28 protein-coding genes and 3 tRNA genes are annotated in these 26,763 nt (G+C 39.5%); 16 read left to right on the forward strand and 15 right to left on the reverse strand.

Annotated features, from left to right (window positions below):
* Window positions 1-106: 106 nt before the first annotated feature.
* The 7 genes from ACO1XM_RS20915 to ACO1XM_RS20945 all read left to right on the forward strand — a co-directional run bounded on the left by ACO1XM_RS20915 (window position 107) and on the right by ACO1XM_RS20945 (window position 5,689).
* Window positions 107-619 carry a nuclear transport factor 2 family protein gene (locus tag ACO1XM_RS20915; RefSeq protein ID WP_486232703.1) on the forward strand — a complete coding sequence of 171 codons (513 nt, stop codon included), beginning with the start codon at window positions 107-109 and terminating at the stop codon, window positions 617-619.
* A 171-nt stretch (window positions 620-790) separates the two neighbouring features.
* Complete coding sequence (locus tag ACO1XM_RS20920; protein ID WP_486232705.1) at window positions 791-1,072, forward strand: hypothetical protein; 282 nt, start codon at window positions 791-793, stop codon at window positions 1,070-1,072.
* A gap of 335 nt (window positions 1,073-1,407) precedes the next feature.
* Window positions 1,408-1,923: a DUF5063 domain-containing protein gene (locus ACO1XM_RS20925; RefSeq protein WP_486232707.1), complete on the forward strand. Its 516-nt coding sequence runs from the start codon at window positions 1,408-1,410 to the stop codon at window positions 1,921-1,923.
* Between the two features lie 89 nt (window positions 1,924-2,012).
* Entirely contained in the window at window positions 2,013-2,390 is a 378-nt protein-coding gene (locus ACO1XM_RS20930; protein ID WP_486232709.1) for a barstar family protein, read from the forward strand.
* Window positions 2,391-2,938: 548 nt separating this feature from the next.
* Window positions 2,939-3,523 carry a hypothetical protein gene (locus ACO1XM_RS20935; RefSeq protein WP_486232711.1) on the forward strand — a complete coding sequence of 195 codons (585 nt, stop codon included), beginning with the start codon at window positions 2,939-2,941 and terminating at the stop codon, window positions 3,521-3,523.
* A 483-nt stretch (window positions 3,524-4,006) separates the two neighbouring features.
* Window positions 4,007-5,089, forward strand: a complete 1,083-nt coding sequence (locus tag ACO1XM_RS20940; protein WP_486232713.1) for a competence protein CoiA — start codon at window positions 4,007-4,009, stop codon at window positions 5,087-5,089.
* 165 nt (window positions 5,090-5,254) lie between these two features.
* Window positions 5,255-5,689: a hypothetical protein gene (locus tag ACO1XM_RS20945; protein WP_486232715.1), complete on the forward strand. Its 435-nt coding sequence runs from the start codon at window positions 5,255-5,257 to the stop codon at window positions 5,687-5,689.
* A gap of 22 nt (window positions 5,690-5,711) precedes the next feature.
* Here the strand turns inward: ACO1XM_RS20945 and ACO1XM_RS20950 are convergent, their stop codons facing one another.
* Window positions 5,712-6,548 (reverse strand): protein NO VEIN domain-containing protein, encoded by an 837-nt coding sequence (locus ACO1XM_RS20950; protein ID WP_486232717.1) that lies wholly within the window; start codon window positions 6,546-6,548, stop codon window positions 5,712-5,714.
* Between the two features lie 473 nt (window positions 6,549-7,021).
* Between ACO1XM_RS20950 and ACO1XM_RS20955 the strand changes: the two genes are divergently transcribed.
* Window positions 7,022-8,287, forward strand: coding sequence for a hypothetical protein (locus ACO1XM_RS20955; RefSeq protein ID WP_486232719.1), 1,266 nt, complete (start codon window positions 7,022-7,024; stop codon window positions 8,285-8,287).
* 357 nt (window positions 8,288-8,644) lie between these two features.
* Here the strand turns inward: ACO1XM_RS20955 and ACO1XM_RS20960 are convergent, their stop codons facing one another.
* The gene (locus tag ACO1XM_RS20960) at window positions 8,645-8,857 is read right to left on the reverse strand and encodes an RNA-binding S4 domain-containing protein (protein ID WP_486232721.1); all 213 of its coding nucleotides are present in this window, start codon (window positions 8,855-8,857) and stop codon (window positions 8,645-8,647) included.
* A 413-nt stretch (window positions 8,858-9,270) separates the two neighbouring features.
* Between ACO1XM_RS20960 and ACO1XM_RS20965 the strand changes: the two genes are divergently transcribed.
* The 3 genes from ACO1XM_RS20965 (at window position 9,271) to ACO1XM_RS20975 (ending at window position 11,433) form a co-directional block, all read left to right on the forward strand.
* The gene (locus tag ACO1XM_RS20965) at window positions 9,271-9,612 is read left to right on the forward strand and encodes a HopJ type III effector protein (RefSeq protein WP_486232723.1); all 342 of its coding nucleotides are present in this window, start codon (window positions 9,271-9,273) and stop codon (window positions 9,610-9,612) included.
* Window positions 9,613-9,710: 98 nt separating this feature from the next.
* Window positions 9,711-10,190 carry a transcription elongation factor GreB gene (gene greB / locus ACO1XM_RS20970; RefSeq protein WP_486232725.1) on the forward strand — a complete coding sequence of 160 codons (480 nt, stop codon included), beginning with the start codon at window positions 9,711-9,713 and terminating at the stop codon, window positions 10,188-10,190.
* A 292-nt stretch (window positions 10,191-10,482) separates the two neighbouring features.
* A complete protein-coding gene (locus ACO1XM_RS20975; protein ID WP_486232727.1) occupies window positions 10,483-11,433 on the forward strand; it encodes an SMP-30/gluconolactonase/LRE family protein in 951 nt (316 codons plus the stop codon).
* A gap of 239 nt (window positions 11,434-11,672) precedes the next feature.
* Here the strand turns inward: ACO1XM_RS20975 and ACO1XM_RS20980 are convergent, their stop codons facing one another.
* A complete protein-coding gene (locus ACO1XM_RS20980) occupies window positions 11,673-11,870 on the reverse strand; it encodes a hypothetical protein (RefSeq protein ID WP_486232729.1) in 198 nt (65 codons plus the stop codon).
* Window positions 11,871-12,152: 282 nt separating this feature from the next.
* Between ACO1XM_RS20980 and ACO1XM_RS20985 the strand changes: the two genes are divergently transcribed.
* The 4 genes from ACO1XM_RS20985 to ACO1XM_RS21000 all read left to right on the forward strand — a co-directional run bounded on the left by ACO1XM_RS20985 (window position 12,153) and on the right by ACO1XM_RS21000 (window position 14,568).
* Window positions 12,153-12,620 carry a hypothetical protein gene (locus ACO1XM_RS20985; RefSeq protein ID WP_486232731.1) on the forward strand — a complete coding sequence of 156 codons (468 nt, stop codon included), beginning with the start codon at window positions 12,153-12,155 and terminating at the stop codon, window positions 12,618-12,620.
* Window positions 12,621-12,699: 79 nt separating this feature from the next.
* Window positions 12,700-12,942: a DUF1059 domain-containing protein gene (locus ACO1XM_RS20990; protein ID WP_486232733.1), complete on the forward strand. Its 243-nt coding sequence runs from the start codon at window positions 12,700-12,702 to the stop codon at window positions 12,940-12,942.
* A gap of 253 nt (window positions 12,943-13,195) precedes the next feature.
* On the forward strand, window positions 13,196-14,077 hold the full coding sequence (locus ACO1XM_RS20995; RefSeq protein WP_486232735.1) for a radical SAM/SPASM domain-containing protein: 882 nt from the start codon (window positions 13,196-13,198) through the stop codon (window positions 14,075-14,077).
* A gap of 47 nt (window positions 14,078-14,124) precedes the next feature.
* Window positions 14,125-14,568: a DMT family transporter gene (locus tag ACO1XM_RS21000; protein WP_486232737.1), complete on the forward strand. Its 444-nt coding sequence runs from the start codon at window positions 14,125-14,127 to the stop codon at window positions 14,566-14,568.
* Window positions 14,569-14,748: 180 nt separating this feature from the next.
* Here the strand turns inward: ACO1XM_RS21000 and ACO1XM_RS21005 are convergent, their stop codons facing one another.
* The 8 genes from ACO1XM_RS21005 to ACO1XM_RS21040 all read right to left on the reverse strand — a co-directional run bounded on the left by ACO1XM_RS21005 (window position 14,749) and on the right by ACO1XM_RS21040 (window position 21,524).
* Window positions 14,749-15,810, reverse strand: a complete 1,062-nt coding sequence (locus ACO1XM_RS21005; protein WP_486232739.1) for a DNA polymerase beta superfamily protein — start codon at window positions 15,808-15,810, stop codon at window positions 14,749-14,751.
* A complete protein-coding gene (locus ACO1XM_RS21010; protein ID WP_486232741.1) occupies window positions 15,807-16,553 on the reverse strand; it encodes a nucleotidyltransferase domain-containing protein in 747 nt (248 codons plus the stop codon). Before ACO1XM_RS21010 ends, ACO1XM_RS21005 begins: the two co-directional genes overlap by 4 nt.
* A gap of 20 nt (window positions 16,554-16,573) precedes the next feature.
* Window positions 16,574-17,998 carry an RtcB family protein gene (locus tag ACO1XM_RS21015; protein ID WP_486232743.1) on the reverse strand — a complete coding sequence of 475 codons (1,425 nt, stop codon included), beginning with the start codon at window positions 17,996-17,998 and terminating at the stop codon, window positions 16,574-16,576.
* 59 nt (window positions 17,999-18,057) lie between these two features.
* Window positions 18,058-18,462 (reverse strand): hypothetical protein, encoded by a 405-nt coding sequence (locus ACO1XM_RS21020; protein ID WP_486232745.1) that lies wholly within the window; start codon window positions 18,460-18,462, stop codon window positions 18,058-18,060.
* Between the two features lie 24 nt (window positions 18,463-18,486).
* Window positions 18,487-18,840, reverse strand: coding sequence for a hypothetical protein (locus ACO1XM_RS21025; RefSeq protein ID WP_486232747.1), 354 nt, complete (start codon window positions 18,838-18,840; stop codon window positions 18,487-18,489).
* Window positions 18,841-18,943: 103 nt separating this feature from the next.
* A tRNA-Arg gene (locus ACO1XM_RS21030) sits at window positions 18,944-19,016 on the reverse strand.
* Between the two features lie 9 nt (window positions 19,017-19,025).
* Window positions 19,026-19,098, reverse strand: a tRNA-Pro gene (locus ACO1XM_RS21035).
* Between the two features lie 899 nt (window positions 19,099-19,997).
* A complete protein-coding gene (locus tag ACO1XM_RS21040) occupies window positions 19,998-21,524 on the reverse strand; it encodes a TROVE domain-containing protein (RefSeq protein WP_486232749.1) in 1,527 nt (508 codons plus the stop codon).
* Between the two features lie 98 nt (window positions 21,525-21,622).
* Here ACO1XM_RS21040 and ACO1XM_RS21045 point away from each other — a divergent pair, with 98 nt between their 5' ends.
* Window positions 21,623-23,347, forward strand: coding sequence for a WYL domain-containing protein (locus ACO1XM_RS21045; RefSeq protein WP_486232751.1), 1,725 nt, complete (start codon window positions 21,623-21,625; stop codon window positions 23,345-23,347).
* A gap of 1,097 nt (window positions 23,348-24,444) precedes the next feature.
* Here the strand turns inward: ACO1XM_RS21045 and ACO1XM_RS21050 are convergent.
* From ACO1XM_RS21050 to ACO1XM_RS21065, 4 genes are all read right to left on the reverse strand, one after another.
* Window positions 24,445-25,194, reverse strand: coding sequence for a hypothetical protein (locus ACO1XM_RS21050; RefSeq protein WP_486232753.1), 750 nt, complete (start codon window positions 25,192-25,194; stop codon window positions 24,445-24,447).
* Complete coding sequence (locus tag ACO1XM_RS21055) at window positions 25,166-25,747, reverse strand: hypothetical protein (RefSeq protein WP_486232755.1); 582 nt, start codon at window positions 25,745-25,747, stop codon at window positions 25,166-25,168. Before ACO1XM_RS21055 ends, ACO1XM_RS21050 begins: the two co-directional genes overlap by 29 nt.
* A gap of 100 nt (window positions 25,748-25,847) precedes the next feature.
* Window positions 25,848-26,255, reverse strand: coding sequence for a hypothetical protein (locus ACO1XM_RS21060; RefSeq protein ID WP_486232757.1), 408 nt, complete (start codon window positions 26,253-26,255; stop codon window positions 25,848-25,850).
* Between the two features lie 368 nt (window positions 26,256-26,623).
* Window positions 26,624-26,696 (reverse strand) — tRNA-Lys (locus tag ACO1XM_RS21065).
* Between the last annotated feature and the right edge of the window lie 67 nt (window positions 26,697-26,763).

The raw sequence follows: 26,763 nt of genomic DNA on the forward strand, positions 1-26,763 counted from the left end.
CAAGTATTGTCTCCCATGAGGGGACGATACGATTAGAAAATTTATTCAGATATTTATACTGTTTCGTCCCTTCGGAGACGATGCCTGGACGAAAAAACAAAAAGCCATGAACACAACAGACACAATAAGCAACAGAAAAGTAATCCTGAAAACCAGGCATACCGAAAAATATATCATACTCCTGTTGGTGTTTCTGTGGGCAGGGGCCTGCGCACCAGAGAAAAAAAACCAGGAACAAATAAAATCCGATATTATTGCTCTGGCTAAAAAACGTTCTGCGGCCGTGGTGAACTCAGACACTACCACCTTAGGCGCCATCCTGAGTAAGGACTTTTACTACATCAATATCTATGGAGAATTGCTAAGCCGCGAAAAATACCTGGGCAATAATGCTTCTCTGGGTAACGATTCATCCCGCTGGATTTCTCAGGAAATGGATAGTGTAGACGTGCGGGTATTGGATAAGAGTGCCGTTATTACCTTCAGGGTACTCGATAAATTTATTTATGAGGGAGTGCCTTACGAAAATTATTGCCGCTCGACTTTTGTGTACCGCCAAGAAAATAATGAGTGGCGCTGTATACTTGGGCATACAACAAAAATTGAAACTGAGGAATAAATAATAAGGTGTTTGATCCAAACACAACGGAGTAAGTTACAATTTGATAGTTGAAATTCTGTGGGTTTATAAACCAACACATCAAATATTTTATTGAAGTACTTTCGTCTATCACAACAGGTAATAGACGCTACTAATATGATACTCCAAAATACTTCCGGTTCACAAGGCATGGCGGTGACCGAAAACCACGTTCTGTTCTTAATTGGCGAAGAACTCAAAAGCCGAAAATTCTTCAACACCTTACAGGACCTCGGCCTGGACGACTCCTGGTACCAACCCCACCTGGATGAAGCCATCCTCACCTGCCTCGGCCTCAACGATAACAGCAACGAAATCTTTGATTTCTACTATGCTGTCATGAATGAACACGCAGCACTCATCGATAAATCCGCAGCCTCTGTAGTAGAACAGGCGCGGGTGGTGTATGTGAAGCTGGTGTTGGGGAAGTAAAGTTTATTGATCCTCCCCTGTCGAGTATCGTCTCCCGCAGGGAACGATACGATTAGAAAACCTATTTTTCTGGTATTGCTTAAGCATCGTCCCTTCGGAGACGATGCTTGGGTGAGGGCGAAGTAAAGTGTGTTCATCCTCCCCTGTCCAGTATCGTCTCCCGCAGGGGACGATACGATTAGAAAACTGTTGAAATCTATCGCTCAAATTACCAAGAGCGCAGAGGAAATAAATTATTTTCTATATTTACCCATAGGGCTTGCTATGTTCAGCTTTAGAAAAGAGAATATATAAAATGAATATAGCCAGTTGTTGGTGGCCATATTTTTTGGATAATGGATATTTCAATTGATAAAGTAATAGAATTAAAAGAAACCAAGGACTTCTTACTAACAGCTAGAGGCTATTGTCATTTTATTGAGACAACGGACACGACCAACAAAGAATTCTTAAAGAAACTTCAAGGTTTTCTCTTAGACCTTTATCAAAAAGCGACTACACTCCCATGGACAACTTTGGACCACGAAGAAGAATTCGATGAGAAATTATCAAAAGACGAATTCGAAAAAATCTTAAACTCAATTTTGAACAAGATTGGAGAGAATCGTTATTACTGGGAGGTATTTGACCCAACGAACGACAAGGACACTGAGGCCGTATGTGGTGACTTGGTTGACGACATCGGTGATATTTATAAAGACATAAAATATGGACTACTGATCTTCGACCTCGGGACAGCCGCGAGTAAAGAAGATTCTGTTTGGAATTTCAAATTTGGCTTTGAGAAACATTGGGGACGACATGCAATTAGCGCACTAAAGACCATTCATTTTCAATTAGGATTGAGTTAAAAAAAATACTGCCTGGACAATGAAGTTGCAACAGAAGAATGGAACAAATGAGAACTTTGACCAGTAAAGATATAATTAACAAATGGAAATTGGGGGAATCGATTGATTGGAGAACTTTAGCGATTGATGAGAGAAAAGAGTGGTTGCTTGCGTGTCTGGTTACTACAGGACTTCCGAAAGGAAGAATACCAAATAAGTACTTAACAATTGATGGGAGTGAAATAAATGAATCAGTTGATTTATATTGTTTACTTGGACAATTATTCTTTGGGGATAAAGGATATTTTGGGCAAGACCTTGACGGACTAGACGATTGTTTTGTAGACCTCGAAGTATTACCGGAGACAATGCTGACCATTAAGAATCATGAGAGGCTATCAAGTATTCTTAACAGAAAGACGGATATGTACTTCAGTATGCTGATTGATATTTTTAAAGGGCACGGATTTAAAATAAAATTGATGTAATGTGGCAAGACTTTCAACAATAGCTACAAGCCATTCTGGGTAATAGTTTGCCAAGTCCACACAAACTACTTTTTTCAAGTATCGCCTCTCGTGAGAGAACGATGCGATTAGAAAACCAATTTAGGTATTGCTAAAGCATCGTCCCTTCGGAGACGATGCTTGGGCGAGGGTGAAGCAAAGTCTACTCATCCTCCCCTGTCAAGTATCGTCTCCCGTAAGGTGACGATACGATTATAATCCTATTGAAACCAAATGCCTGCGCATCGTCCTTTCGAACATGATGCGGAAAAGTAAAGAAGTTACCGGGAAATAAGCTGACCACTTTCGGAAAAAATTTGGAAAGCCATTTTGTTTGAATAATTGAAAATGCTACTTTAGTAATGATTCCTTGCCCCACCTTCTAGCGTTCGACCAAACGAAGGAAGGATTTTCTGCAGCCCACTGGGAACAAAAAAAAATCCAATTCTAAACCTATAAGCAATAGCGCCCTTTGAGACGCTAATGCCCATAGCTAAAACGTTAGCTTCCATTACTATTAAACAAGAAGAATGAATAAGAGAAATGATAAAAAATTATTTGGTAAGTGGAATGACCTAATTCTTCTTCTAATTGGATTTGTTTTAACAGGTGTTATTGGTGGATTTATTAGCTGGACGATTCAGGATAGACTATGGGCTCACCAACATGAAGAAACGACAAAGAGAGAAGAAATTGAGAGCGCTCAAAAAGTATTTGACGAGATTAGTTCTCTTATGGACTCTAGAAGCTATTTAACAAGAAGATTGATTTGGGCTTACACTGGGAAAAAGTCAAAAATGGAAACTGAAAAGAGATTTCTCCATTATGACGAGATGCTTTATAATTGGAATTTAAATCTTAACAAAAGACTATCATTGATAGATAGATATTTCGGCAATGCTTCAAGGCAAGAATTTGAGCTACAAATACATGACAAGTTTAGATTTGTCAGCGGTAAGATTGACTCACTAATTCGCGCTGATAGTAAATCGCAAATTGAATTCCAGAAGGTTCAAGACATGATTGATCCAATAAATACAACTATGTACTCATATAATTACGAACTCTTGGACAAAATTAAGTTTGGGCGAGTAGGAAAATACCTAGTAAAGTAGCTACAACTAATAAAAGTGGCTATTACACAATTAAGAATTTAAATTTTTGTTGAAAATAATTTATGAAGTTTCTATGAATTTTACCAGCCCCACCTGGATGAAGCCATCCTCACCTGCCTAGACCTCAACGATAACACCAACGAAATCTTTGATTTCTATTATGCTGTGATGAATGAACACGCAGCACTCATCGATAAATCCGCAGCCTCCGTAGAGGAGCAGGCGCGGGTGGTGTATGTAAAGCTGGTGTTGGGGAAGTAAAGTTTATTGATCCTCCCATGTCAAGTATCGTCTCCCGCAGGGGACGATAAGATTAGAAAATTCATTATAAAAGCTGCCAAAAGTATAGTAGTGATAAATAATTTTTTATATTTACTTACTGGGCTTGCTGTGTGCAGCTTTAAAAAGAAAATGTAAAAAATGAATATAGCCAGTAGTTGGCGACAATTCTTTTTTTGGACAATTGAATAAAAGAGTAACAGAATGCCCCTACGAGCATTTTTAAACGGACAAGAGATTATTTCCATTAACCAGACTGATGACCAATGGACGCAATTAAAGAGTAAGATTAAAAACGACAATACTTCGTTGAATCTTCCGTGTTGTAATCAGACAGGTTTTCTAAGAACAAGTACTAAAGGACTTAAACATTTTGTTCATGCCAAGTCCGACAATTCATGTGATTGGAAACCTGAATCACCCGAACATCTTAAATCAAAAATTGAAATAATAAGAGCTTGTCAAGAAAATGAATGGAAAGCAATACCTGAATTTTCAGAAAATGATTGGCGTGCTGACGTATTAGCAATAAAGAACGGGATGCGTATAGCATTTGAGGTTCAATGGAGCAAACAAACATTAGAAGAAACTAAATTTCGACAACAGAGATACAAAGAGTCAAATGTAAGAGGCTGTTGGTTTTTCAGAACCCCGCCTAAAGAACTAAGACGTTATGATGAATCAATGATAGCTGTGAACGACACTCCATCGTTTAAAATACAAAAGGACAACGAAGGCGACATTTCTGTTAACTTCACAAATCAGACACTACCACTAAAGGATTTTGTAAGCCGGCTGCTTAAAAGAAAAATCAAATTTTGTGAAAACTACAGACTCCAACCAAAACAAGAAGTTGAAATTTTAATATTTGACACATCATGTTGGAAATGCAAAAAACTTCAACATTGCTATACAGTTGATCAACACCTAAAATCAATATGTAATCAAGACATGTATATTATGGGTGGAATGTGGGACAGTGATGATTTAGATAAAAACCCTAAAATTATTGCCGCAGTTAACGAGATAATGAAATCTGACGAAGGGAAAGATATAAAAATAGGACAGATAAAGAGGAGATACAGCAAGACAGTACACGACAGCTATCTATCATTTGGGTGTTATTATTGTGACTCGATATTTGGTGACTGGTTCCTGCGGCCAGTGAAAATGGATGCATTTAACGACACGAATAAAAGGACTTTTAAAAGGGTAGTGAACCTGGGAGCAATTAAACAAGAAGGAAATCATTGGTGTCATTCAGACAACAGTGAGTTTTGTGAATAAAAAACATTCGACAACAAAATGTTTCTGTAATGGTGCCGAAATGTGTAAACTATAAATATTCATCTTCGTTCGATTCTTTGTTTAAGAAAACAACTTGAGGGCTCAAGAATCCGCAGCGTTAGAAATGTAAACACTTAGTCAATTGCCTCTTAACAAACACTTATTATGATTGACAAAAATATTTATATACAATCTCTCGAATTTGGAGTAAAAAATTTGGACGAGGGCGTTAGTTATAATGAGCTAATTGATCACCTAAAAACAATGGATGTTTTTTTGCAAACTCATCACGAAAAGTATTTTCATATCTGGTTTTATAAAACATTTTATCACCACGAGATTTCAAACTCTTTACGAACAAGTAACATATTCTATAACGATCCTGATCAACTGAAGCCGCACGACAATAACAAAGCCATTCTAACCCATGGAGGATTTCAGAGTTATTATGATTTTGTGGAACTACGTGAAACTAGAGAATCTGCAAGAAAAGCCCAGCAGACAGCTACTCAAGCAATTTGGATCAGTGCAATTCTGGCAGGTCTGGCTGTACTACTCCAGACAATTCAAATTATTATTGATGTTTTCTTTGGAGTTTAATAAAAGCGACAGCCTCTTTTAGTCAAAAGGTGGCCTTAAACTGTGTGGGTCTTGTATTACAGAAGGTATCATACCTGCCACTAGCGATAAATAATTTGGGTTCAGTCTTTAAGTTAAATACGCGATAAAGAAAAAAGTTCGAACTGTTACGTTTAGAGAAATCATACTCTAACGCAGAAAAATAGAATGGAGCTTCCTTGGTTAGTTTAGTAGCCTTTACTTCTATGTATCGATCAGTACCATTTGTATTCTTCGAAAGAATATCAAAACCTAATCCATCACCTCGAGATTGAGAGACCCACTCAATTTTATCGGCTAGGTTTTCTTTGCCTTGCTGGATTAAGCGCCAACGCTCATACTCCAAAGCAATACTTTCCCCGGTCTTGCCAATGGCTTGGTTTGCTTGTTCTATTTCAATATAATTTACCTTGATCGGACTCTTGTAGACTAGCTCTGGTTCTTGCAATACGCTTTCCTTCGTTGGCATCTCTTCTACCATGCTTTCGAAAATCAAGGACTTAGGTGTAGGCGCAGTTTCTGCAAAAAGTTTGAAAATGTTTTCTACTTCTGGCTTTCGTAGTATGTGCGAGAACACCACATCTTCGAGCAGTATTTTCTGATAATTATAGGCAGGTAAGTAGCCACGAATATAAGGCTGGCCAATTCTAGCAAGTACGGCACTGATATTTCTATTTTTAAATTCAAGAGAGCCGTCAGTTCTGTTTTTCAGCATGGGAAGTATTCTCCTACGCGTTTCTGCTTTATTATAGGCAATACCAGCCTGTTCCTTCGCTAACATTTCGAAGTATTCTGTTACCAGCATCTCAACTTCTTCTCGTGTCCAGTCTTCCGACATCATTTTTTATGTTACTGCAACATACAAAAAATCCTCCGTGAAGATCAATCCCTTGAATTGATAAAACCGGTTTTGTCAAGCTCTTGGTCTTTTGCTTAAAATCTTTTACTTTAGTAACGACTCCTTGCTCCACCTCCTAGTGTTCGACCAAACGAAGGGAGGATTCTCGTCCTTTAGCCCACTGGGAGTCGCCAAAGCTTTTCAATACTGTCTGTTAACAGATTATTGTTAATTAATATTTCTATGGCTAAATTCTTAAGCACGAGTAGTGTTTGGTTCTTTTTGGAGGAACTTACTAAACGACTCCCATCATCTTCATTTGCAACAAGCATACCGTGGACTGTAATTGTACTGTGTTTTGTTGCTGTAACAAGTAGATAAATCGTTTGGCCATTAGTAAATTTTAATACTGTTAAAACATTTTTGTGTTTAGACAATCAAATCGTAATCCACCAAAGGAAGTCAATTAAATAAGCATGCACCACACACTTTTCAGCATATTACTCATTGTATCATCTGCTACTAAAGTAGGCGCTCAAAAGCAAAAAATCGATTTAGATTTAATTAAGCTTACCGTAGAGCAATGGTCAGAAGCACACAACACCAAGGATAAAGAGGTTTTCAAAAGGCTTTATGCACCAAGTGTACTGTTCTATACAAAAGAACTTTCTCAAAGCGAGTGTATCCAAATTAAGTTCGACAGATTAAATTCAGGAAAATCATTTAGTCAAAAGATTATTACCGATTTGACTAACACGGTCTACCAATCAGGCATAACTAAATGCGAATTCACAAAGGAAGTCACTATCGGCTCAAAGGCTAAGCAGTATAAATCCTATCTCTTATTGGAAGTAAAGGATAATGCATACCAAATTGTGGGTGAAAGCGATCTCCAAACAGATGCAAAACTTAAGTACACACTTGAGTTGGGACCTAAGTATAAAGTGGAAGAACTGGAAATGGTGAGTTTCGCGGAAACAGACACAAGTGAAAGCATGGCCTCCTCGAGGAATCTTCGAAAAATGCTTTCTATCCTTATGTGGGTGTTAATAGTCATAGCCTGTATACTAGCATTGTATCTTATCTACGAAAAGTTTAAGGAACGCAAGAGAGAAACGAAAACAAACATCATATACAATCGACAAAACGCATCATCCCGTGGAAAAACTGTTAGTCAACAACATGTCTATTCGGCACAAAGGCGCTTTGCAAGAACAGACGATAAGAAAAGTCCTGATAAGTTGTTTGACAATGGCAGCATGCGGGAAGGGAGCGATAACTACAATGAAGTAATCAAGAAAAAAGGTAACGATTTTGAAGGCTACATTAATGATCAGTTTGATCCTAAATACTTCAAACTACTTCAATGGAATGCAGACGTCTATCACAAAGGAAAGTCACCAGAATCAAACAAGCACCCTGATTTGATTTATGAATTTAATCACCGCGATTTCAGAAAGACCTTAGCTGTTGAATGCAAATTTAGATCAAAACTACTTAACAATCGTTTCGAAATAGAATCCTATAAATTAGATAATTATAGGAACTACCATCATGAAAAGAAAACAGATGTTTATATAGCACTTGGTTTGTATGGAGAAGCCTCCGAACCAAAAAACCTTTACCTAATACCACTTTCTGCTTTCGAGGATAGGAATTTTATTGCCTCGTTCGAGCTTAACAAATTTAGAAAGTCATCAAGTAAGTTCTTTTATGAGAAAACGCTGGATGTCTTAAAATAATCAACACTACTTTTAACACCATGTCGAAAAGGAAATTTCTTGTCAAGTATCGTCTCTCGTTTGAGAATGATACGACTAAAAGATATAGTTCCATAGCTGAATTTCATTTCAGCCAGATTTTTGTACTGTCTTTGAGCAAACGATGCGAGGGGTAAAGTCACGTTCCCTTACTTCCGCTTAAATATCTTGTCGCGAAACTCCCACGCAAGCCGAATTGCAAATAAGAGGATAATTATCCAAAAAATAATGAATACCACATCAGGAACTCCTTGTGTACTATCGTAAGGGGTGGAATAATATCCGCGACTGTGATTCATAAAATTAGTTTAGTAAGACAGAAAGCATGAATTGGCTATCTCATTTCACCGTCACCTGTTGCCCATCAGCCATCACCACATCTCCCCTTCTTATTTTTTTTCTGCGCTGCGTTTCAATGGCGCCATTCACTTTAATTTCCTGGTTATCAATACGCGCGTGGGCCTCGCTGCCGGAGTCAACCCAACCGAGTAGTTTGATCAGGTTTTTAAGTTCGATGTACTCCTCGCCTTCTTTGAGTGTAAAATTTTCCATTGTTTTCAATATAAAACGTGCGCTATCAAATATCAATTCAACGTATGCCTTGGCCTATACGCTAAACGTCCCTAAAGGTCGGCTATTTGAAAGTTGAATACAAATGCTTACCACAACCGCCCAAACGATTACAAGCCATGAGCAAAAGTAGCTAAAAGCAGAAGTGGGTAACTCTTATAGAAAATTAAGCACAAGTCAGCAGCTTGTGCGAGTGAAGGAGAATTAAAGGCTTGATTGTGCACCAGTCCTTCATAGACGATGTTCGAGACGCTTGCACTCAATAGAGCAAGTTAGGCAACCCGAATCACCAACAACGAACAACCAACAAGGAACAACGAAAACCGAACAACCAATCATCTGCCACGCTACCAAACTTTGCTGCGAGTTAACTACTTTTGTGCAAAATAGTCTGTATGAAAGAGCAAGTAGCCACCCTGTTGAAGCAAGTAAAGGATGGATCGATTTCTTTTAAAGAAGTAATTGCCTTTATAGAACAACATTACCAGCACACGCCCACCGCATTTAAAAACGGAGCGGCATACAATGAAGCCACGCAGAACCAGGGTAGCGCCAAGGTGTTTACCTTCGCACAATTAAACAAACTAAACGAAGCAGATACCCTCGCCTTGTTTGCAGAACATTACCAGGCTGTGCTAAAAACTCCACAAGGCACTGACCACCAGAACATCCGGCAGTTTATGGTACACGGCTGGACAGGTGTAGTTTTTGAAGGACAGGCCCTCATAACAAAGTAACACGTGTATGAAGTGCAGAACACTTTGCGTTTTGTATTAAAAACAATTTTGCATTTTATTGGCATCACTCCTAAAGGATCTTGCCTAAAGAAACAAGTATGAAAACAATGTTAATCACGCCCGAAGGCCTGGAGAAAGTAAAAGCAGAACTCGATCATCTGTGGCGTGTGGAGCGACCCGAAACCACGCAAAAGGTATCGTGGGCAGCCAGCTTGGGCGACCGGTCTGAAAATGCTGATTACCACTACAACAAAAAAAGACTGAGGGAAATTGACGGCCGCATACGCTACCTGCGCAAGTGCATCGATGATTTGAAAGTTGTGCATTATTCTCCCTTTCAGGAAGGCAAAGTAATGTTCGGAGCCTGGGTAGAAATTGAAAATGATAAAGGCAGGAAAATACGTTTTCGCATTGTAGGTGCTGAGGAGATCATCAACACCAAAGATTATATTTCTGTAGACTCCCCCATGGCCATGGCCTTGCTGAATAAAACCGTAGGCGAGGAAGCCACCGTGAAAACAGGAGCCGGTGCCTTTGTGTGGCGCATCACTAAAATTGAATATCAGAAAACGGAGTGAGCATTGACAAACAGTAGATTTTAGTAAGAGCAAAAAATAATTTTCCCTTTAAGCGCTGGAAACGTATGGCGCTAAGGTCCTTGATGCAAACTTGCTGATTAGCGGTTTTAGACTTTCTGTTGACGTATATGGCCTTTCTGTTTATACACGGAGACTGTCATCCCTGGAATTAAGAGATTAGTAGTCGAGTATGCTGAACACGGCTATACCTTATGCTCATAAAAGAATGTATATTTTAATTGACTGAATGATGGTATGCAAATTTTATAGCCCTCTTCTTTTAGTGCTTTGTATGAGCTGTACGGTTTCCCAAGATAAAAAGACAGCATCTTCAGTATCCGATACACTGGCCCTGCTAACAGAACGGGACTTAATTCCGGAAGGGACCGCTTATGACTCCGGGAGCCATCGGCTTTTCATCAGCAGTATGTATAAAAGGAAAATTGTTGCCATCGAACAAAGTGGCAGGTTTTACGATTTTGTTGAAACGGCTGCGGATGATCTGTGGAGTACGTTTGGGATGGAGGTTGATGGTAAAAGAAACAAGCTGTGGGTGATCAGTACAAAAGGGAAATCAATCCCCACAGCCCCGGCAATTTTAGATGATCGTTGGCAGTCAAGACTTTATTGCTATGATCTAACAAGTAAAAAATTAAATGGAATTTATCAGGTCAATACTATTGCTAACGAAGATATCGGCTTTAACGATCTCACCGTTGCCGAAAACGGTGATGTGTACATCACAGAATCCATCACCAACAAAATCTTCATTCTTAAGTATGGATTTCAAGAAATTGAGGAGTTTTTAAGACCGGATGGATTCACCTTTCTAAATGGAATCACCCTATCTCAGGACAACAAAACACTTTTTGTGTCTAGCACAGAAGGATTACTTAAAATAGATGTAGCAACTAAAAACTATGGAATACTGCAAAGTGAATTCACCACCAGACCTCAAGCAATTGACGGATTAGCTTTCTTTGATAACAGCCTGATTGCGCATCAAGGTTCTTTGATCAGACGCTTTTATCTTGATCCTTCTTTGGATTCAATTATAGGCCAACAAATTATTGATGACCATAATTTAAACAGTTCTACCACCGGGGAAATCGGAGAAAACGGATGGTACTATTATATCGCAAATTCGCAAATCAGATCTGGCGTTGATTACACCAACAAAAGGATTAGATCGTTAGACAGTCTGCAAGATGTAATTATTAAACGCAGGAAACTCCAGCCTTAGCAATATCACCCTACCGAATATCCTTGTATAGGCAGTGTCTATGAAAGAAAACTGATTTTGAAGAGAAAATCGTCCGCTGTTTTATGCTCCGCGTAACAAGGGATGGACAAGCTTAAAACAACTTTCCCGACTGCCACCTTAACACGCTAACACTTTCACACCTTAACAATTTAGCACTTTTAGCCAGCAGCTCGCAGCCAGTAGCTCATAGCTAACTTTAACACTATCAAGCTCACAGCTCACTTAAACATATTCGCACTCGCAGCCATCTTCTTGTATTCTGGCAGTATTTTTTCGTAAAGGGCTTCATCTACTTTCTTCAATGAGTTCATGAGCCCACCAATGCCAGAGTCTTTCAGGGAGACACGCTGCGCTTTGATATCTTCCATTTTGCCTCTAATGGTGGCTTCCAGTTTTCTCAATTCTCTTTCTGTCATGGATGTGTTTTTAGGGGCTGCTGATACTTCTTAATCCCGCTGCGAACTTAAGCATTAATTGTAATTGAAATTTGATAACCTGAGCAGAAACATTGATTTTACTTCAGTAATCAGGTTGAGAGGTCTGCGGCAATTATATCTTCACAGCTATTTCGCATTAAAATTCAGGTAGAGTGCCTGTATTGCTCCACCTGTGCAAATGAACTTAATAGATGGTAACGATTTTACCTTCGGAGGATGTAAATTAGATCTTTAGAAAACAATGACCATTAATTTCATGTAATGAAAAGAATCTTGCTGGTTGTAGGAAGTGTGGGCTTAATCAGCCTGCTACTTGTTCTTCGCTTGCTTTTTAGTGAGCGAGCGAATAAGGAAGATGAGCGGCACTGGTTTGCCAAAGCATTGCGCTATGAATTTTCGGCACAGGTTGATAGCGTGCACATGTTTAACAAACACACCGGTAAATATTGGTGCCGGATAACAGCGGGTAATCCACAGGTAGATCGCGAAGATAGCCTTAAACGTTTTTTTGTAGATCACGATATGCTATACATGATCTTCCATCGGTCGGGTGACTCCATTAACTTTGTCATGTCTAAAGGGGATCTGATTGCAAAAGGGGACAGCGTGCGCTTCAGTTCAAAACAAAATACCATACAGTTTTTCAGAGCAGGCGAATCAATGGCTGTAGATAGCCTCAGCGCCAGTCTCATTGGCTATTCACGGCCCTTCTTTATGAAACGAAAATAGATACAGCGCCTTAAACACGGTATGCACAAAAATCCAGGTCAACGAATCTTTTCTTACCTTTATCACAAAATCTGTTTCTATGAAAGCAATGACTTGCAAACAATTGGGAGGAGCATGTGATCATACATTTCAGGCGAACTCATTTGATGAGATTGCCATGATGGTAAGCAAGCATGCCCGTGAAATGGTGGCCCAAGGTGATGCTGCGCATATGGCGGCCATGAATGAAATGCGTAGCAGAATGACCTCTCCTGAGGCTACCGCTGCCTGGATGGAAGAAAAGCGAAATGCATTTAACAGTCTGCCTGACGATAAAGGCTAATCCGGTAATCGGCAGCTCGTGTCAATAATTAATTTTTCTTTTATACACTCGCATGAACATAAACCAGGCTTCATGGAGAGCATGGATTGGTGTTAGTAAAAGCCGGAGACTTGTATAGCGATTGAGCCCTATGGTGAAAATGCTCCTGATAAGTGCAGAAGGTGTAGAGAAGTTAAAAGCAAAATTGGATCATTTACTTTTGTTGTGGTTAAGATTGAATTTCAGTGGTAGAAAGCATTCAGGTTAAATAAACATGTTCAAAAGAGTCTATCTTGAAATATCCAACATTTGCAATGTGCAGTGTTCTTTTTGTCCGGTTGTAGACAAGGACAAGAAGTTAATGGACTTATCTGAATTTGAGGTTGTACTGAAAGAGGTAGCGCCCCTGGCTGAAATTGTATGCTTGCATTTGTTAGGCGAGCCCCTGGCTCACCCCAGGTTTTCTGAAATACTGGATGTGTGCGAGCGATACCATACACAAATAGACCTAACCACCAATGGTATATTAATCAACCGGCATAAGGAGCGCATCATCGCCTCTCCTGCTGTACGACAAGTCAATTTTTCGCTGCAGGCGTTTAAGGACAATTTTCCAGAGCGGGATCTTACGCCTTATCTAATGCCCTTATTTGAATTTACAACGGCAGCTTATGCGCAGCGGCCTGAGCTCTACATTAATTACCGGTTGTGGAATCAGGAGAGCAACGATGCTGATAATGAAGATGTGTTTTTAAAAATAGAAGAGCACTTCAATTTAACTATCAACCGAAACATTGAGACGGGAGCTATCAAATCCAAAAGAATCTGGAACCGACTCTACCTGCACTTTGATTCACGCTTTGAGTGGCCTTCTTTTTCATTGCCACACCAAGGTACGCGCGGGCGTTGCCATGGCACAGTCAATCACATTGGTATTCATGCTGATGGTACCGTGGTGCCATGCTGCCTGGATAAAAGTGGTGTTATCAATTTAGGCAATGTCAAAGAACAATCGCTGCAGGAGATTCTCGCCAGCGAAAGATTTGTGAAGATGAGAGATGGTTTTTTAAACGGTGTATTGGTTGAAGACTTTTGTCAGCATTGCTCCTTTATTACACGCTTTGATAAATCCGAAAAGCAGAAGCTTTCTCAGTAGCGAAATAAAATATCATCTATACAAGAAAAATTCTATTCAACTCCTCTATGAAGAACTATTTCTATCTTTTGTCATTACTTGCAGGCATCGCTGTGGCTATTCAAACCGGAGTAAATTCCCAGCTTCGTAACGATACGAATAATCCAGTGCTTACAGCTTTAATCTCTTTTGCTATTGGAACTGTTGCCTTGGCTATCATCTATTTCTTCTTTTTTAAAGTCGATCCTGTTTTTCCTGCCGGCTTTGAGTTTACCTGGTGGAAATTCACAGGTGGTTTACTTGGTGTCGTTTATGTTACTGCAGTTGTAATCGCTGCTCCCCGTATTGGTGCCGCCAATGCCTTGGGATTTATTGTGGCAGGTCAGTTTGTGGCTGCTGTTGTTATTGATCACTTCGGACTTCTGGGTATGCCAGTCAATTCAATTACCTGGTGGCGCGTATTGGGTATTGTGATTTTAATATGTGGCGTTTATCTTATTCAGAAGAAATAAAAACTCAGGTTATTTAGAATTACGAGCTTATTCAGCGTTTGTAATAGCAAACCCACCGTACTACATTCATTATTTTTTGTTTTGCTTTACTTGTGATCCCATAGTAACAAGGACACTAGTGCCACCGATCCCTTCATATTTTTAAAGTGTTCAATTGATCCCTCTCCGACAATTTACTAATTAACGATAAAAAGCTTCTCTAATCTTAATGAGAAGTTCTTCGCTGATCTTTGAGTCTGGCACTTCTGGCAAATCTGAGTTTCTGAATAAGTCATCTACTACCTTGATTTTTTCCTCGGCCTGCTTTACCAGTTCCTCATACATAAATTCACCAGCACGAATACGAAGTAAAAAATCCCTGTCTGGCCGTCTAACGTTTAAACGATGCTCCTTTGCAATCTCCTGCGCCATATTTAGAAGACGGAATACATGCATCATGTTTTTGGCATCGTAATTTTTTCCGTGACTAACAGTATTTTCATACCGTTCTTCATTTCGTTGATTCACCCACTCCCAATATTGCTTATACTCTTTGCAGTAAATGGAATATCCATCTTTGTTGAAACTCAAAATCGCCTTCGGGCTTAATCCTACTGGAACAGAACTTAATGAAACTTCGTCTGCAGACTCATCCGAATAAATGCCTTTAAACTTAAACGTTGTATCAGACTCGTAAAACAATGCGTAAATATCCCGCATGTGATCAATGCGAACCAATCCGCAAGCCTCTTGATGATAGTTATTTTTTGTTAGCCATACTGAAGCAGGAACCGACTGTGCACCTTGAATAACATAACAGAAATCAATGATCGTTTTTCGTTTTTGATCAATCGGATTGAGTATCTTTTTATTTAGTCCTCGTGCCTTCTTAATCTGGGCATAGGCATATTGACCAAAGCTTTGATTACAAAGTTTCGAAAGAAACATTTCTGGCTTGACCCAATCCATTACCGGATGCTTGTAAAGAATACAATCTTCAGGCGTGGCTAATAGTTCGAGAATATTGGGATTGTTCTTCAATAGCAAATCAATGAATTTCCTGATCTCATAGTACATAATATCATTAGTCTCATTATTTACCTGGTCAGTGAAGTTAAGACCATAGAAATCTTGCTTAGGTAAAACAAATACTCCCTTGATGTCAGTGTCTGAATGCGGTAAGTTTAATCCATAAGCATGACTTCCACTTATGCACTTAAGCAAAAGATGATTATTATTATTATGAAGATATTCCAATGTCATTTAGTGTATCGTCTGAAGATTTCGTTCAATGAAATACTATCTAATTTGGGTCCTCGGTCAGGAACATTCTTTTCACAAAAATCGACTTGAACTTTTATCCAATCGTTAAGCTGAGGAATAACATTGATTAAAAACTTCTCGTCTACTTTTCCCTTCTGCATTAATAGGTCATCGATAATACTATCAAGCTCAGGATCAAGCATTTTTCGAAGTATTCCAAACTCCATGGGAGGAGTTCCATTGTGCTTGGCGATCCAGAGACTTGCCAACACAGGTCGTAATGCATAGAAATACTTCTTCAGTCGCACCTGTACGCTAGATAAATCATTATCCAGCACATTCTTTGTCATGCTGATGTAATGATGCATCATGGCCCTGGATGAGAAATAGTTGTTCATCTGCTCACGAAGCTCAGCTAAAAACGTTTCTTCCATCTGATAAACAATGGGCGATTGAAGCCATTCATACAATGGTGCATTTGCCTTTCGCAGCAAGCGAAGCGCCTTGCGTAATTCCCATCCGTTAATGTCTAACAAATCATTGATGGGTAATTCTATCACGTCACGTTGCTCGTCTATAGTTAAATAATAGTCGATAGGGTGAACATAAATAAAGCGAACATCATAATCGCTATCGGGCGAAGCAAAACCCCAGGCACGACTGCCGGATTCACAGGCGTAGAGGATTTTCACGCTGCTCTGCTTTTCAATTTCTACTAACTTATCTAGAATAATCTTTTCCATAATCGTAGGTACTTACTAACCTAGTCCACTTCTTTAAATCTTTCATCACCACACATTCTCACAATCTTTGGCATGAATGAACCCAATACTTCTACGAGTTCTTTCTGCGCATCCATCACCTGGTGAATGTTCTTGTATGCCATCGGAGCTTCATCCAATCCTGAACCAATCAACTCAACTCCAGCGTCCTTCAAAAATTGATTTACTGTTGCAGGTGCGATCGTTTCTTTTGCTTTTGTTCGAGACATTGTTCTGCCTGCACCGTGTGAAGCTGAATTGATAGATGATGCTTGTCCTTTCCCTCGCACAATAAACCCAGGTGTTGCCATCGATCCTGGAATGATACCCAGAACCCCTTTACCAGCTGGTGTTGCTCCCTTCCGGTGAACAATCACTTCATTGCCTTCAGCATCCTTTTCTTTCCAGGCAAAGTTGTGATGGTTCTCGATCATCGCAATCGGATTTGTTCTCAAACCAACAGCCATCCTTTCATGGATCTGGTGATGACAAGCTGATGCATAATCACCAGCGAGGTTCATTGCCATCCAATATTCTTGGCCTGCTTCTGTATTCAGATCGAGCCAGGCGAGATGTTTAGCTTCTTGGGGAAGCTTAGTGATTTCCATTGCTATTTTAGTATAATGACCTGCAATGGTTGCTCCTAAACCTCTTGAACCTGAATGAGAAAGTAAAGCCAGGTATTTTCCTGGAATGACATTATATTCATTTACCGGAGAGACAATCTCCACTATCCCGAATTCAACAAAGTGATTTCCACCTCCGGAAGTGCCAATCTGTTTCCATGCCCTGTCTTTTAGCTCTTTTACAATCTTAATTTCATTAAATTCGTTTCTCTGAAAGATCTCATGATCTTTGGGTCGCTTGAAAACAGCGGTCCCAAACTGCGTATTGTTGATGAGCATTTTCTTCAGTTCTTCCTTCTTTTCATCGAGCATCGATGTTGGAAGATCGAATAAGGACAAACACATTCTACAACCAATATCCACACCAACGCCATAAGGGATTACAGCGTTGTTGGTCGCCAATACGCCACCGATCGGTAATCCATATCCCTGATGTGCATCTGGCATCAATGCACCAGCTACGGTTATCGGAAGCCTCATCGCATTAGCCATCTGGTTAAATGCTCCTTGTTCAATCGCTTCTGCGCCATAGATCGAATAAAGCTGTGGGCTGTCATTTAATGCAATAGTGTTATCGGCAGGTTTAAGTAATTCATTTACCAATGGCGATAGTTTTTCATCAGTTGCAAATTCAGCAGGCCTTACAATAACCGCTTTCAACAATAAGTGTTGTTCATTGGTATCCAGGTGAGCATATTCTTTTTCTAAAATGGTCAAGGCAATACCAATGGCTTTTCCCTCAGGGAAGCCTATGTTTTTGAGGTCTGTTCCAGTGAGTTTCATTTCTTTAATTATTAACATGCTTCAAAGATGAAGCATGACTACGCAATCTTTTTGCGCAGTTTTCTTTCTATTACAAATTATTTTATCAGCTCTACTATCCAGCCTAAAGAATTTACCAGGCCTATTAAAAATATAGCCACAATTGCTATAAGTCCTGCAATACACCCAAATTTTGATATAAAGGAATCATCAGACTCAACAATTGGAGTCCTGTTTCCATTTGCCACTTTGATATGGGTGATCCATGCATCGGAGTCCTCAGCCTGGAAATTATCAGGCATATCATTTAAAAACTCATTATTAAGATCTGATCTTTCAAGTGACTGTAGAAGGATTTCGCAAAATGCCAATATTCCATTCCTGTTTGCATCAATGAAAATGTCATGATTTTCTTGTTGATCATTCTTTTTCAATGAAAAATAGGAGGGGCCACCATTGTCCTTCATTGTTTTTAAGATATCCTGAATTTTATTGTTCTCCATTCTATTATTAAGTCACTAGTCAATTCATAAAAGCCGAAGTTCTATCTTTTTCTTTTCCAAATTGATTATTATCCAATCAAAATTGTTTACTGTTGGGATGCAATCCTTCAAACTTTTCCCTTGAGCAAATCTTTTTAGTGAGCTCTTTCCAAGTTTAATCGTCATCTCAAATTCAGTTTGTCCATCAACTCCGATCCATGCTTTTGTAATCAGTTTTCTGTTATCATAAATCAACTTCTTTTCCAGCTGATTTGATGAAGGGATAGCCACTCCATCACACCATAACTTTTTTATCCTTTCATCCTCAGATGCTTGAAAGGTAACGCCAAGATAGTATTCAATATAAACACAAAAATCTTCATCAAATGATTCAGTCATTCCGTATTGTTAATATTAGTACCGAAGAAGAGATTCGAACTCTTAAAACCTTCCCGACAGCCATCGGGATAAGACCAGTATTCCCTCACTTCCGCAAATTCAGTGGAGATAAAAGGATTCAAACCCTTAGTCTTCTGGTTCGTAGCCAGATGATTTTCAATTTAATCTATATCTCCAATTCAATGTCAGGGTAGCTGGATTTGAACCAACGACCTCCCGCATCCAAGGCGGGTAATCTACCAACTGATATACACCCTGTTGTAGTAAGAATCAAGGCAAAAGACGAACAGCGACATTGGCGCTCTAACCAACTGAGCTACTACGCGATTACTCGCAAAGGCGGGGCTCGAACCCGCGTCCACCCGATCCACAGTCGAAGTAACGCTGATCTACGGCACTTGATTTTATTTTAAAACGAAATGAGCAAAAGACGATAAAAGTTTTTTGTTGCTCTACCAGACTGAGCTATCCGGCAAAAGCCGGAATGGGATTTGAACCCACGACACACAAGTTATCGAAGTATCTCTTATCTACGGCATCAATTCGTATACAGTATCAAGAAAGGGCAAAAGACCACAAGAGGCTTTTAAACGTGACAGGTTGAAGTAACTCTTATGTACGGCACCTTTCATTATAGCAAAGCAACATTCGCATAGAGCATTTACGGATTCGAACCGCTACGCCTTTCGGCTTCCAACCAAACGAAGTATCTCTACACTACGGCATTTACTATAATTAATTAATAAGGAGTAAAAGGCGAAATGGGAAGTGGGGCATTGCATGCCGGGAGTCGAACCCGGAACACTTTTCCGCACTAGACGGATATGTGATTCCTCCCCTTTTAGGTGCGAAGTATCCCATCTCTACGACATCCTTATTCTATACTTTTTCAAAGAACATATTGCGATCTTATTCGGATTCGAACCGAAATTCCCTCACAGGCAGTATGGCTCTAAATGCGCTTCCCTACTTTACTTCTTTAGAGTAGTATTTCGGTGTGGCGCCCTGCGTCACAAATTCTATCCGTTATAGCGCGTGGCAGTAACGGAATCATCCATACACGCTGCGGATCGATCTGTCTTTTACCGCAGGCTTTTCCTTTTAAGCTATAAGATCTTTTCAAAACCTCCCCTTCCATCTGAAGGGGAGGGCATCATTTACAATTCTATCTTTTCAATCTCAGAAAGTGCATGTGCACCTTCCTCCAATGCAGATAGTACATCGAAGATTTTATCAGACCATCCTGCAATTAAGTACACCCCATCTTTCTGTACATCAATTGGAGTTTGTCCGTAACCTGCCAGGTCGAACAAGTACAATCGCGCCTGTGGTGCAATCATCTTGTACTGCTTCCACAAGGATGTAATGCTGTTTTGCATCACATTATCGATTACATTGTTGTTCCACAACTGGCAGTCAGTAAACATCATGATTTTATCAACCACTTTCTTACGACTGATCAAGTCCTTCAGCACCAGATAACCATTCGTTGCATAACCAACTTCCCCTTCTCGGCTGTAGAACTCCTGAACGTTAGCCAGAATGTTCTTACGGGACATGTTGATTACTTTCCATGTGTCACCAAACATACCTGTCTGAACATTTTCACAACGTGATTGCAGTAACATTCCTAGCATTAAACCAATGTCGTAGTTCAACACCTTACTCTTTGCAGAAATTGCTTTCTGCATAGATCCGGAAACATCGCAGGCAATTAATACCGAAGTATTAGCATCAAAACCACGTATGTTCATCGCACTTTGCTTCACAGCGTTTTCCAACGCATCCAAAACCATTGGCACCAAACCAGACTGCAATGCCTTTACCTCGCGGTATGCGGCCAGAAATCGGAATGGCAATTGCTTTGACTTCATCACCGAATGGTAATCAGCTAACAGCACGCACACTTCTTTCATCACTTCAGCAGAAACCTCCGCTTCAATCATATTACGCAAGTTTCTTAACACGGCCATGTATCCCAACTTTCCACTTGTGATCAGCTCTTCCCACTTTGCTCGAAAAGCTGCCTGCTTCTCTTGCTCATTGGCAAAACTTTTCTGGCCTAATAGAGACAACTCTGTCTCCCAGGTATAAGGTACTTGAAGTTCATTTTTTGCAATCTTGGTGAACAACATTTGTTGTTCTTCGTTGATCGCCTTTGGGTGAACCAGGAATAATGCATCCTTCAATTTGATTTCTCCATCGCGGTTGTACTTTGCGAACTGGTATTCATCAAAACGGTTGAATGATTCTGCCAGTCCTCGCTGGATTTGCTTGGAAAGTTTATTCAACTTCTTCGTCTCTTTTCTATCATTAGCCAATTGGTAATATGCCAGCAACTCGGTGATCTCATCGGCACGTTGCACCACTCCCTTCACCGCTTTACTTACCAATCCATTACCCACCTTTGTTTTTGCCAACTCAACAGCCAGCACCAATGGTATGCTACGCATATTCATCTTGGTTCTTGCGTAGATAGCCAGCTGAGCAACGAAAGTAGCATCGTTTTGAGCAATCAAAGATTGAATTCGCTGCAGACGCTCATTGCTGTTTTCATAAAACTTATCGTTCAATGAAGTCGTTACCACTGAGCTATATAACTCGGTACGCTTATCCAATGGAAAAGTCGGAGCCCCTTCGTAGTTTGCCCTTACTTTTGCTTTTCTAAATACATTGAACTTCATAACTGTTTCGTTTAATTGATGATTCAAAATTGAGGGGCTACTGCGCAGTCTTTTTGCGCAGTGAAAAAATTTTCGTTATTTTTTGAAAATATTTTTCCATGCCAGTTAATAGAAACGCCCTTATCCGCTTTCGGACTATAGATAACTGCCTGAGAAACAGACATCGTAGGTGGACTTTAGAGGATCTGATCGATGCTTGCTCTGAAGCCTTATATGAATATGAGGGTATTGATAAAGGCGTAAGTAGACGCTCAGTTCAAATGGATATCCAGATGATGCGTAGCGATAAGCTGGGCTACAATGCGCCCATTGTTGTATTAGAAAAGAAATACTATACCTATGAAGATGCTGAGTATTCCATCACAAATATTCCACTGACTGATCAGGATCTTAACAAATTGACAGAGGTAGTGGAGATACTCAGGCAATTCAAAGGCTTTAGTCATTTCCAGGAATTGAGTGGCATGGTGCAGCGTTTAGAAAATAAAATTTATTCTGCAAAAACCAAACAGGAACCGGTTATCGATTTTGAAAAAAATGACAACTTAAGAGGACTAGAGCATATCGAAACGCTATATAAAGCGATCATTAATAAAAAGGCTTTGGAGTTAAAATACCAATCTTTTAAAGCCAGGACGGCAAATAGTTTTACATTTCATCCTTACTATCTAAAGGAATATCGTAATCGATGGTTTGTTCTGGGTGTCAAGAAAAGAAACACACCAGTAATGACACTGGCACTAGACAGAATTGTCACTATCCAGGAATCCGATGCAAAATTTGTATCGCCTCAATCTTTCAATGTCAGTGAGTTTTTTCATGATGTAATTGGTGTTACCGTCAATCAGAACAGCACAGCCGATAAAGTCGTAATCTTCGCAGATAACGAAACAGCACCATATATAGTAACCAAACCATTGCACCACAGTCAACAAATTGTGGAGACGTTACCTAATGGCATGGTCTTTTCTATCAATGTTCAATTAAATTTTGAGCTCGAAAGAGAAATTCTTGGATTTGGTGATCGGATTAAAGTAATGGCCCCTGAACGTCTAAAAAAAAGGATTAAAGAGCAATTTGAAAATGCCCTGGATCTCTACCAATATGAACTAAACAATACTTCGCTTCAGAATATCCTGAAGAAGATTGAGTACAAGGGTTTTGTTATCCTTAATCATGTGTTTGGCAAAAAGGAGATCAATGTCATAAAGAACATTATTTATAACTATCAAAAGGAGAACCCCCATGAAGAGCCACATGCCATACGCAGTTTGCTGCAAAAAATTCCAGCACTTACTAAACTCATTTTTAATGCCAACCTGTTAAATATTTTAGGGAAGCTAAACCGAAACCTATTTCTTACTAAAGCCATCTACTTTGACAAATCTCCTGAAGCAAATTGGTACGTAACCTGGCACCAGGATATAACGATCAACGTAAAAGATAAAATTGAGACAGAAGGTTTCTCAGGATGGACAAGAAAATCGGGGGAGCATGGCGTATGTCCTCCGGAAGATATTTTAAAGGATACGATCACGATCAGAATTCACCTCGATGATACTGGCGAAGAAAATGGTGCATTGAAAATTGTGCCGGGGTCTCACAATAAGAAATTAAGTAATGCAGAAATCCAGCTTATCACGCAGAATAGTATTCCATTTGTTTGTGATGTAAACATTTGCGGCATTCACATTATGAAACCACTATTGCTCCATGCTTCCTCCAAAGCAAAAAGTCAAAAACACAGGAGAGTACTACATCTTGAGTTTAACACAATTGATCTTCCCAATGGATTGGAGTGGGCGGAGAAGATTACTATCTAGCCTTTCTGTCTTATGACGCAGGAGGTGTTGTCATAGCTAGGAAATATTTTTAAATCTTTTTTTTGCAGGGCCATATCTCCTCGCTATAGCTTTATTTCAATATTGATGGTGAAGAGATTAAAAGGTGGATTGAAATATTGCCAGAGGCTCGTTTCCGACCAACGCATACCTTTTAGGAAGCCTTGATGTTTATCAGATCATACGATATACAGGTCACAAAACGGAACCCTCGTTTTTGTTGTATCTGAAATTAGCCGGTAAGGATTGGCAACTGCGTTTTTCAGCTGCAGTCAGGCCGTCTTCCTTTGTTGCTCTAACCAGGCTTCTCTTGTACTGCGAACAGGTCTTTGGCTCTTCATCCTTGTTGTAAGATGTTGAATATAAAGCCTTTCGAATATCATTTACAATTTACTCAGTGCGTTGAGTAAATAGACTCAATATCAATTAAGGAGAAAGTCCTGACAGTAAAAAATCTTGTGAGCCCTGCCAGTCAGAAAGTAAAGAAGAATGGAAATTGGGGATAAAATTATTTTGATCATCCAAGTACCCTTCATCACGATGGAGCTGTATTTGAAAAGTTGGAGGTCATTCAAATGGATCGATTCGTATGAATTGTTGCATACGCAAAAAAAATATAAACAACATTATGAACGGCATGAAACGTAAAATTTTTAGTAGAATTTTTAGTTTTTGACTTTTGAACTATGCTTATCGCTAAGATCTTTCCTTTTGAGCTTAGTTTGTGCTGCCTTACTAATGACTTCAAAGTGATTTTCCTTCACTTCCTCCCAAAACTTAATTAGAAATTCTCTGCTTGTGAAATCTTGCGAAGAAGTTGGAGTGCAATTGTTATCCGATTATTCAGCTTCAAAATCACTTACCCATTGCGTTCTTTGAATACATGAAAATACGATGTGCCACTAGACATCCTTGCCCTGCCAACTTAACAAAGTTGCAAAAGCAAAACAATGTGCTTAGCTGCGCTCATCATTCTTATTAAATCAAACTATAAATAAAAAAAACCTGAGTATTGCTACTCAGGTTTTGTGTGATCCCGCTGAAATAAGGACACTAGTGCCACCGATCCCTTTAACTCTTTAAGGAGTAGTAGTCGATTGGCTCTGTAGCAATTCAATCTTTGTAATAAGCTCCGACAGTGCCTGTTGAATCTCAGGTGTTTGAACCTTTTCTCGCACGGCTTTTGCCTTCGCTAACATTCCACTATAATCTGCAGTAGGAAATGTCGTGATGAGTTTTGAAAAATGAGTAGAGACACCCTTGCCTAAAACTGCTGCATGATTACCATATGTTTTCTCACGTCTCAAATCTTCTAAAAAGCTATTAAAATTATTAATAATAGTTTGTTCATTCCGTTTTATGGTTTGTCGATCATCTGACTGATTTGCTATATTCTCATTGCCAATTTTGAAATAGACGATCTGGAAGCCTAAAAAGAAGTTTCGGAGTTCGGCTAACTCTTCAGCATAAACAAATTTATCCTGAACATCCATCTGTCCATATAAATCAATTATACTTCTTATGTGGTCAAAGAACTTTTGAGAAACCTCACTACGGTAGTTTAACCCGAGCTCGGCATCCTCCAAAACAACTTCGTAGTTCTGGGGGGTAATTATCTTTCTGATGACTTCACTCGTTTCTGGATTCGAGAAACGTGGTAGTTCCTCGTCTTTCGACATGCTGTATAATTCTAACCAGACCTCTCTATAGTCTGCATCAGTCCAATAAGGTTTGTCTACAGGAAATCGTGATGTACAGGCAGTCAATAATAAGATTGACACAAAAGCCAAAAGGTGTGCTTTACTGATAAGTGATAATTGTTTCTTCATAATCTTTTGTTAAAACTAATAAACTATCTATTCTTTTTTCCCATCGAACTTGATTTTTCATGAGATAACCATGAAAGCTTTCCCGATCATATTGTTGCTGCATCTCATTTTCATAGAGATTAAATTGTGCTAAGCATTTTTCAATATTCTCCACAGACGGCTTCTCTTTCTGAGCGAGTGCCATCCGACATTTTCTGGCAAAGACCTCTGTAATCCGGAAGTGATACAGCTCGTGTTTCAACAGCAAACGGTCAAAGCGGTCGTCATAAGTGTAGGAACGAGAGGGATGAAATAGTGCATTCACCTCTACTTGATTTTCGCGTATGGTATACTCAAGGGTGGTCGTTATAAAGGCAAATCCTTTTTCTCCATACAACGTTTCAAATGGCTTGCGATATCCCTTAAAGTCCTTGAGTGTTAATTTATCAATGTACTTAAACGGGATGGGTTTTGAATAACTCAAAATATTAACGTGGAATAAAGCAGAGACTAAAGTTAGTACGATACCGAGGATAAGCACTGTCGTCTGAACCCTTATTCGCGAACGTTTCAATCTGATTTCGGACGATTCTATTGATCGGTCATTTAGCCAAACAACAACATCGTAGCCTATTACCAGAACAAAGAGAGATGAAACGACAATATATATACCGTTAGATGACAATGGCTTTCTTGGGCTGAGGACGATAATAAAAGATAAGCAGAAGTAACGAAATTACAGAAGCGATGCAAAAGAGCAGGGCATTCGTCCATGTAAATTTCAGAAACACAAAGTAAGCGTAAAGCAGTGAAAGGCAAAGTGTAACCACCACCCACAACAAATACAGTTTCGTTATTTGAAGTCGGGAAGTAGTGCTGCTTTTTTGCCGGAACAGGAAAATGGAAAATAGGATTGAAAAACAAAACGATCCTAAAAGAAATAGCAAAGGGCCCAATAGCACTAAAATAAGTTGGCCAATGCCAAGCGAAAAAACAGCCCAGACAAATGCAGAGTATAAAATGGAATACTTCTTTTGAGACTTTTCTAAATGAGACACCTCTCTAAGTAATGTCTTGGCCATACAACATTTGTTATCTGTTTATTTCAGTTGAAATCTCAACCTAAGCTTCTTTTGTTTAGCAGTAAAAATAAACTTCGGGCTGCTATTCTCATAGTGGCCTGTCCAATCGATTTAGGCCCCTGCTCTGAAATTTCTTCAAAACAAAAAAAACGCCCTACTCTAGGGCGCTTTGTTTTGCTTTACTTGTGATCCCGCTGGGATTACCTTCAGTGATCACCAGCTTATCAAAGTTGCAAAAGCAAAACAATGTGCTTAGCTGCGCTCATCATTTTTCATTTTGTCTGGCCTGCTTCAAGTGAAAAACTTGAGCAGTCCTGCCAAAACGAAAAACGCCCCTTCTCAGGGGCGCTTTGTTTTGCTTTTACTTGTGATCCCGCTGGGATTCGAACCCAGGACCCATACATTAAAAGTGTATTGCTCTACCAGCTGAGCTACGGAATCTTAAAATTTAAATTGCCCTCTGGTAAAGACAACCTTTCATTTTCTCGACTAGCGAATTTGCCATTAT

The sequence above is a fragment of the Chryseotalea sp. genome, assembly GCF_057350905.1.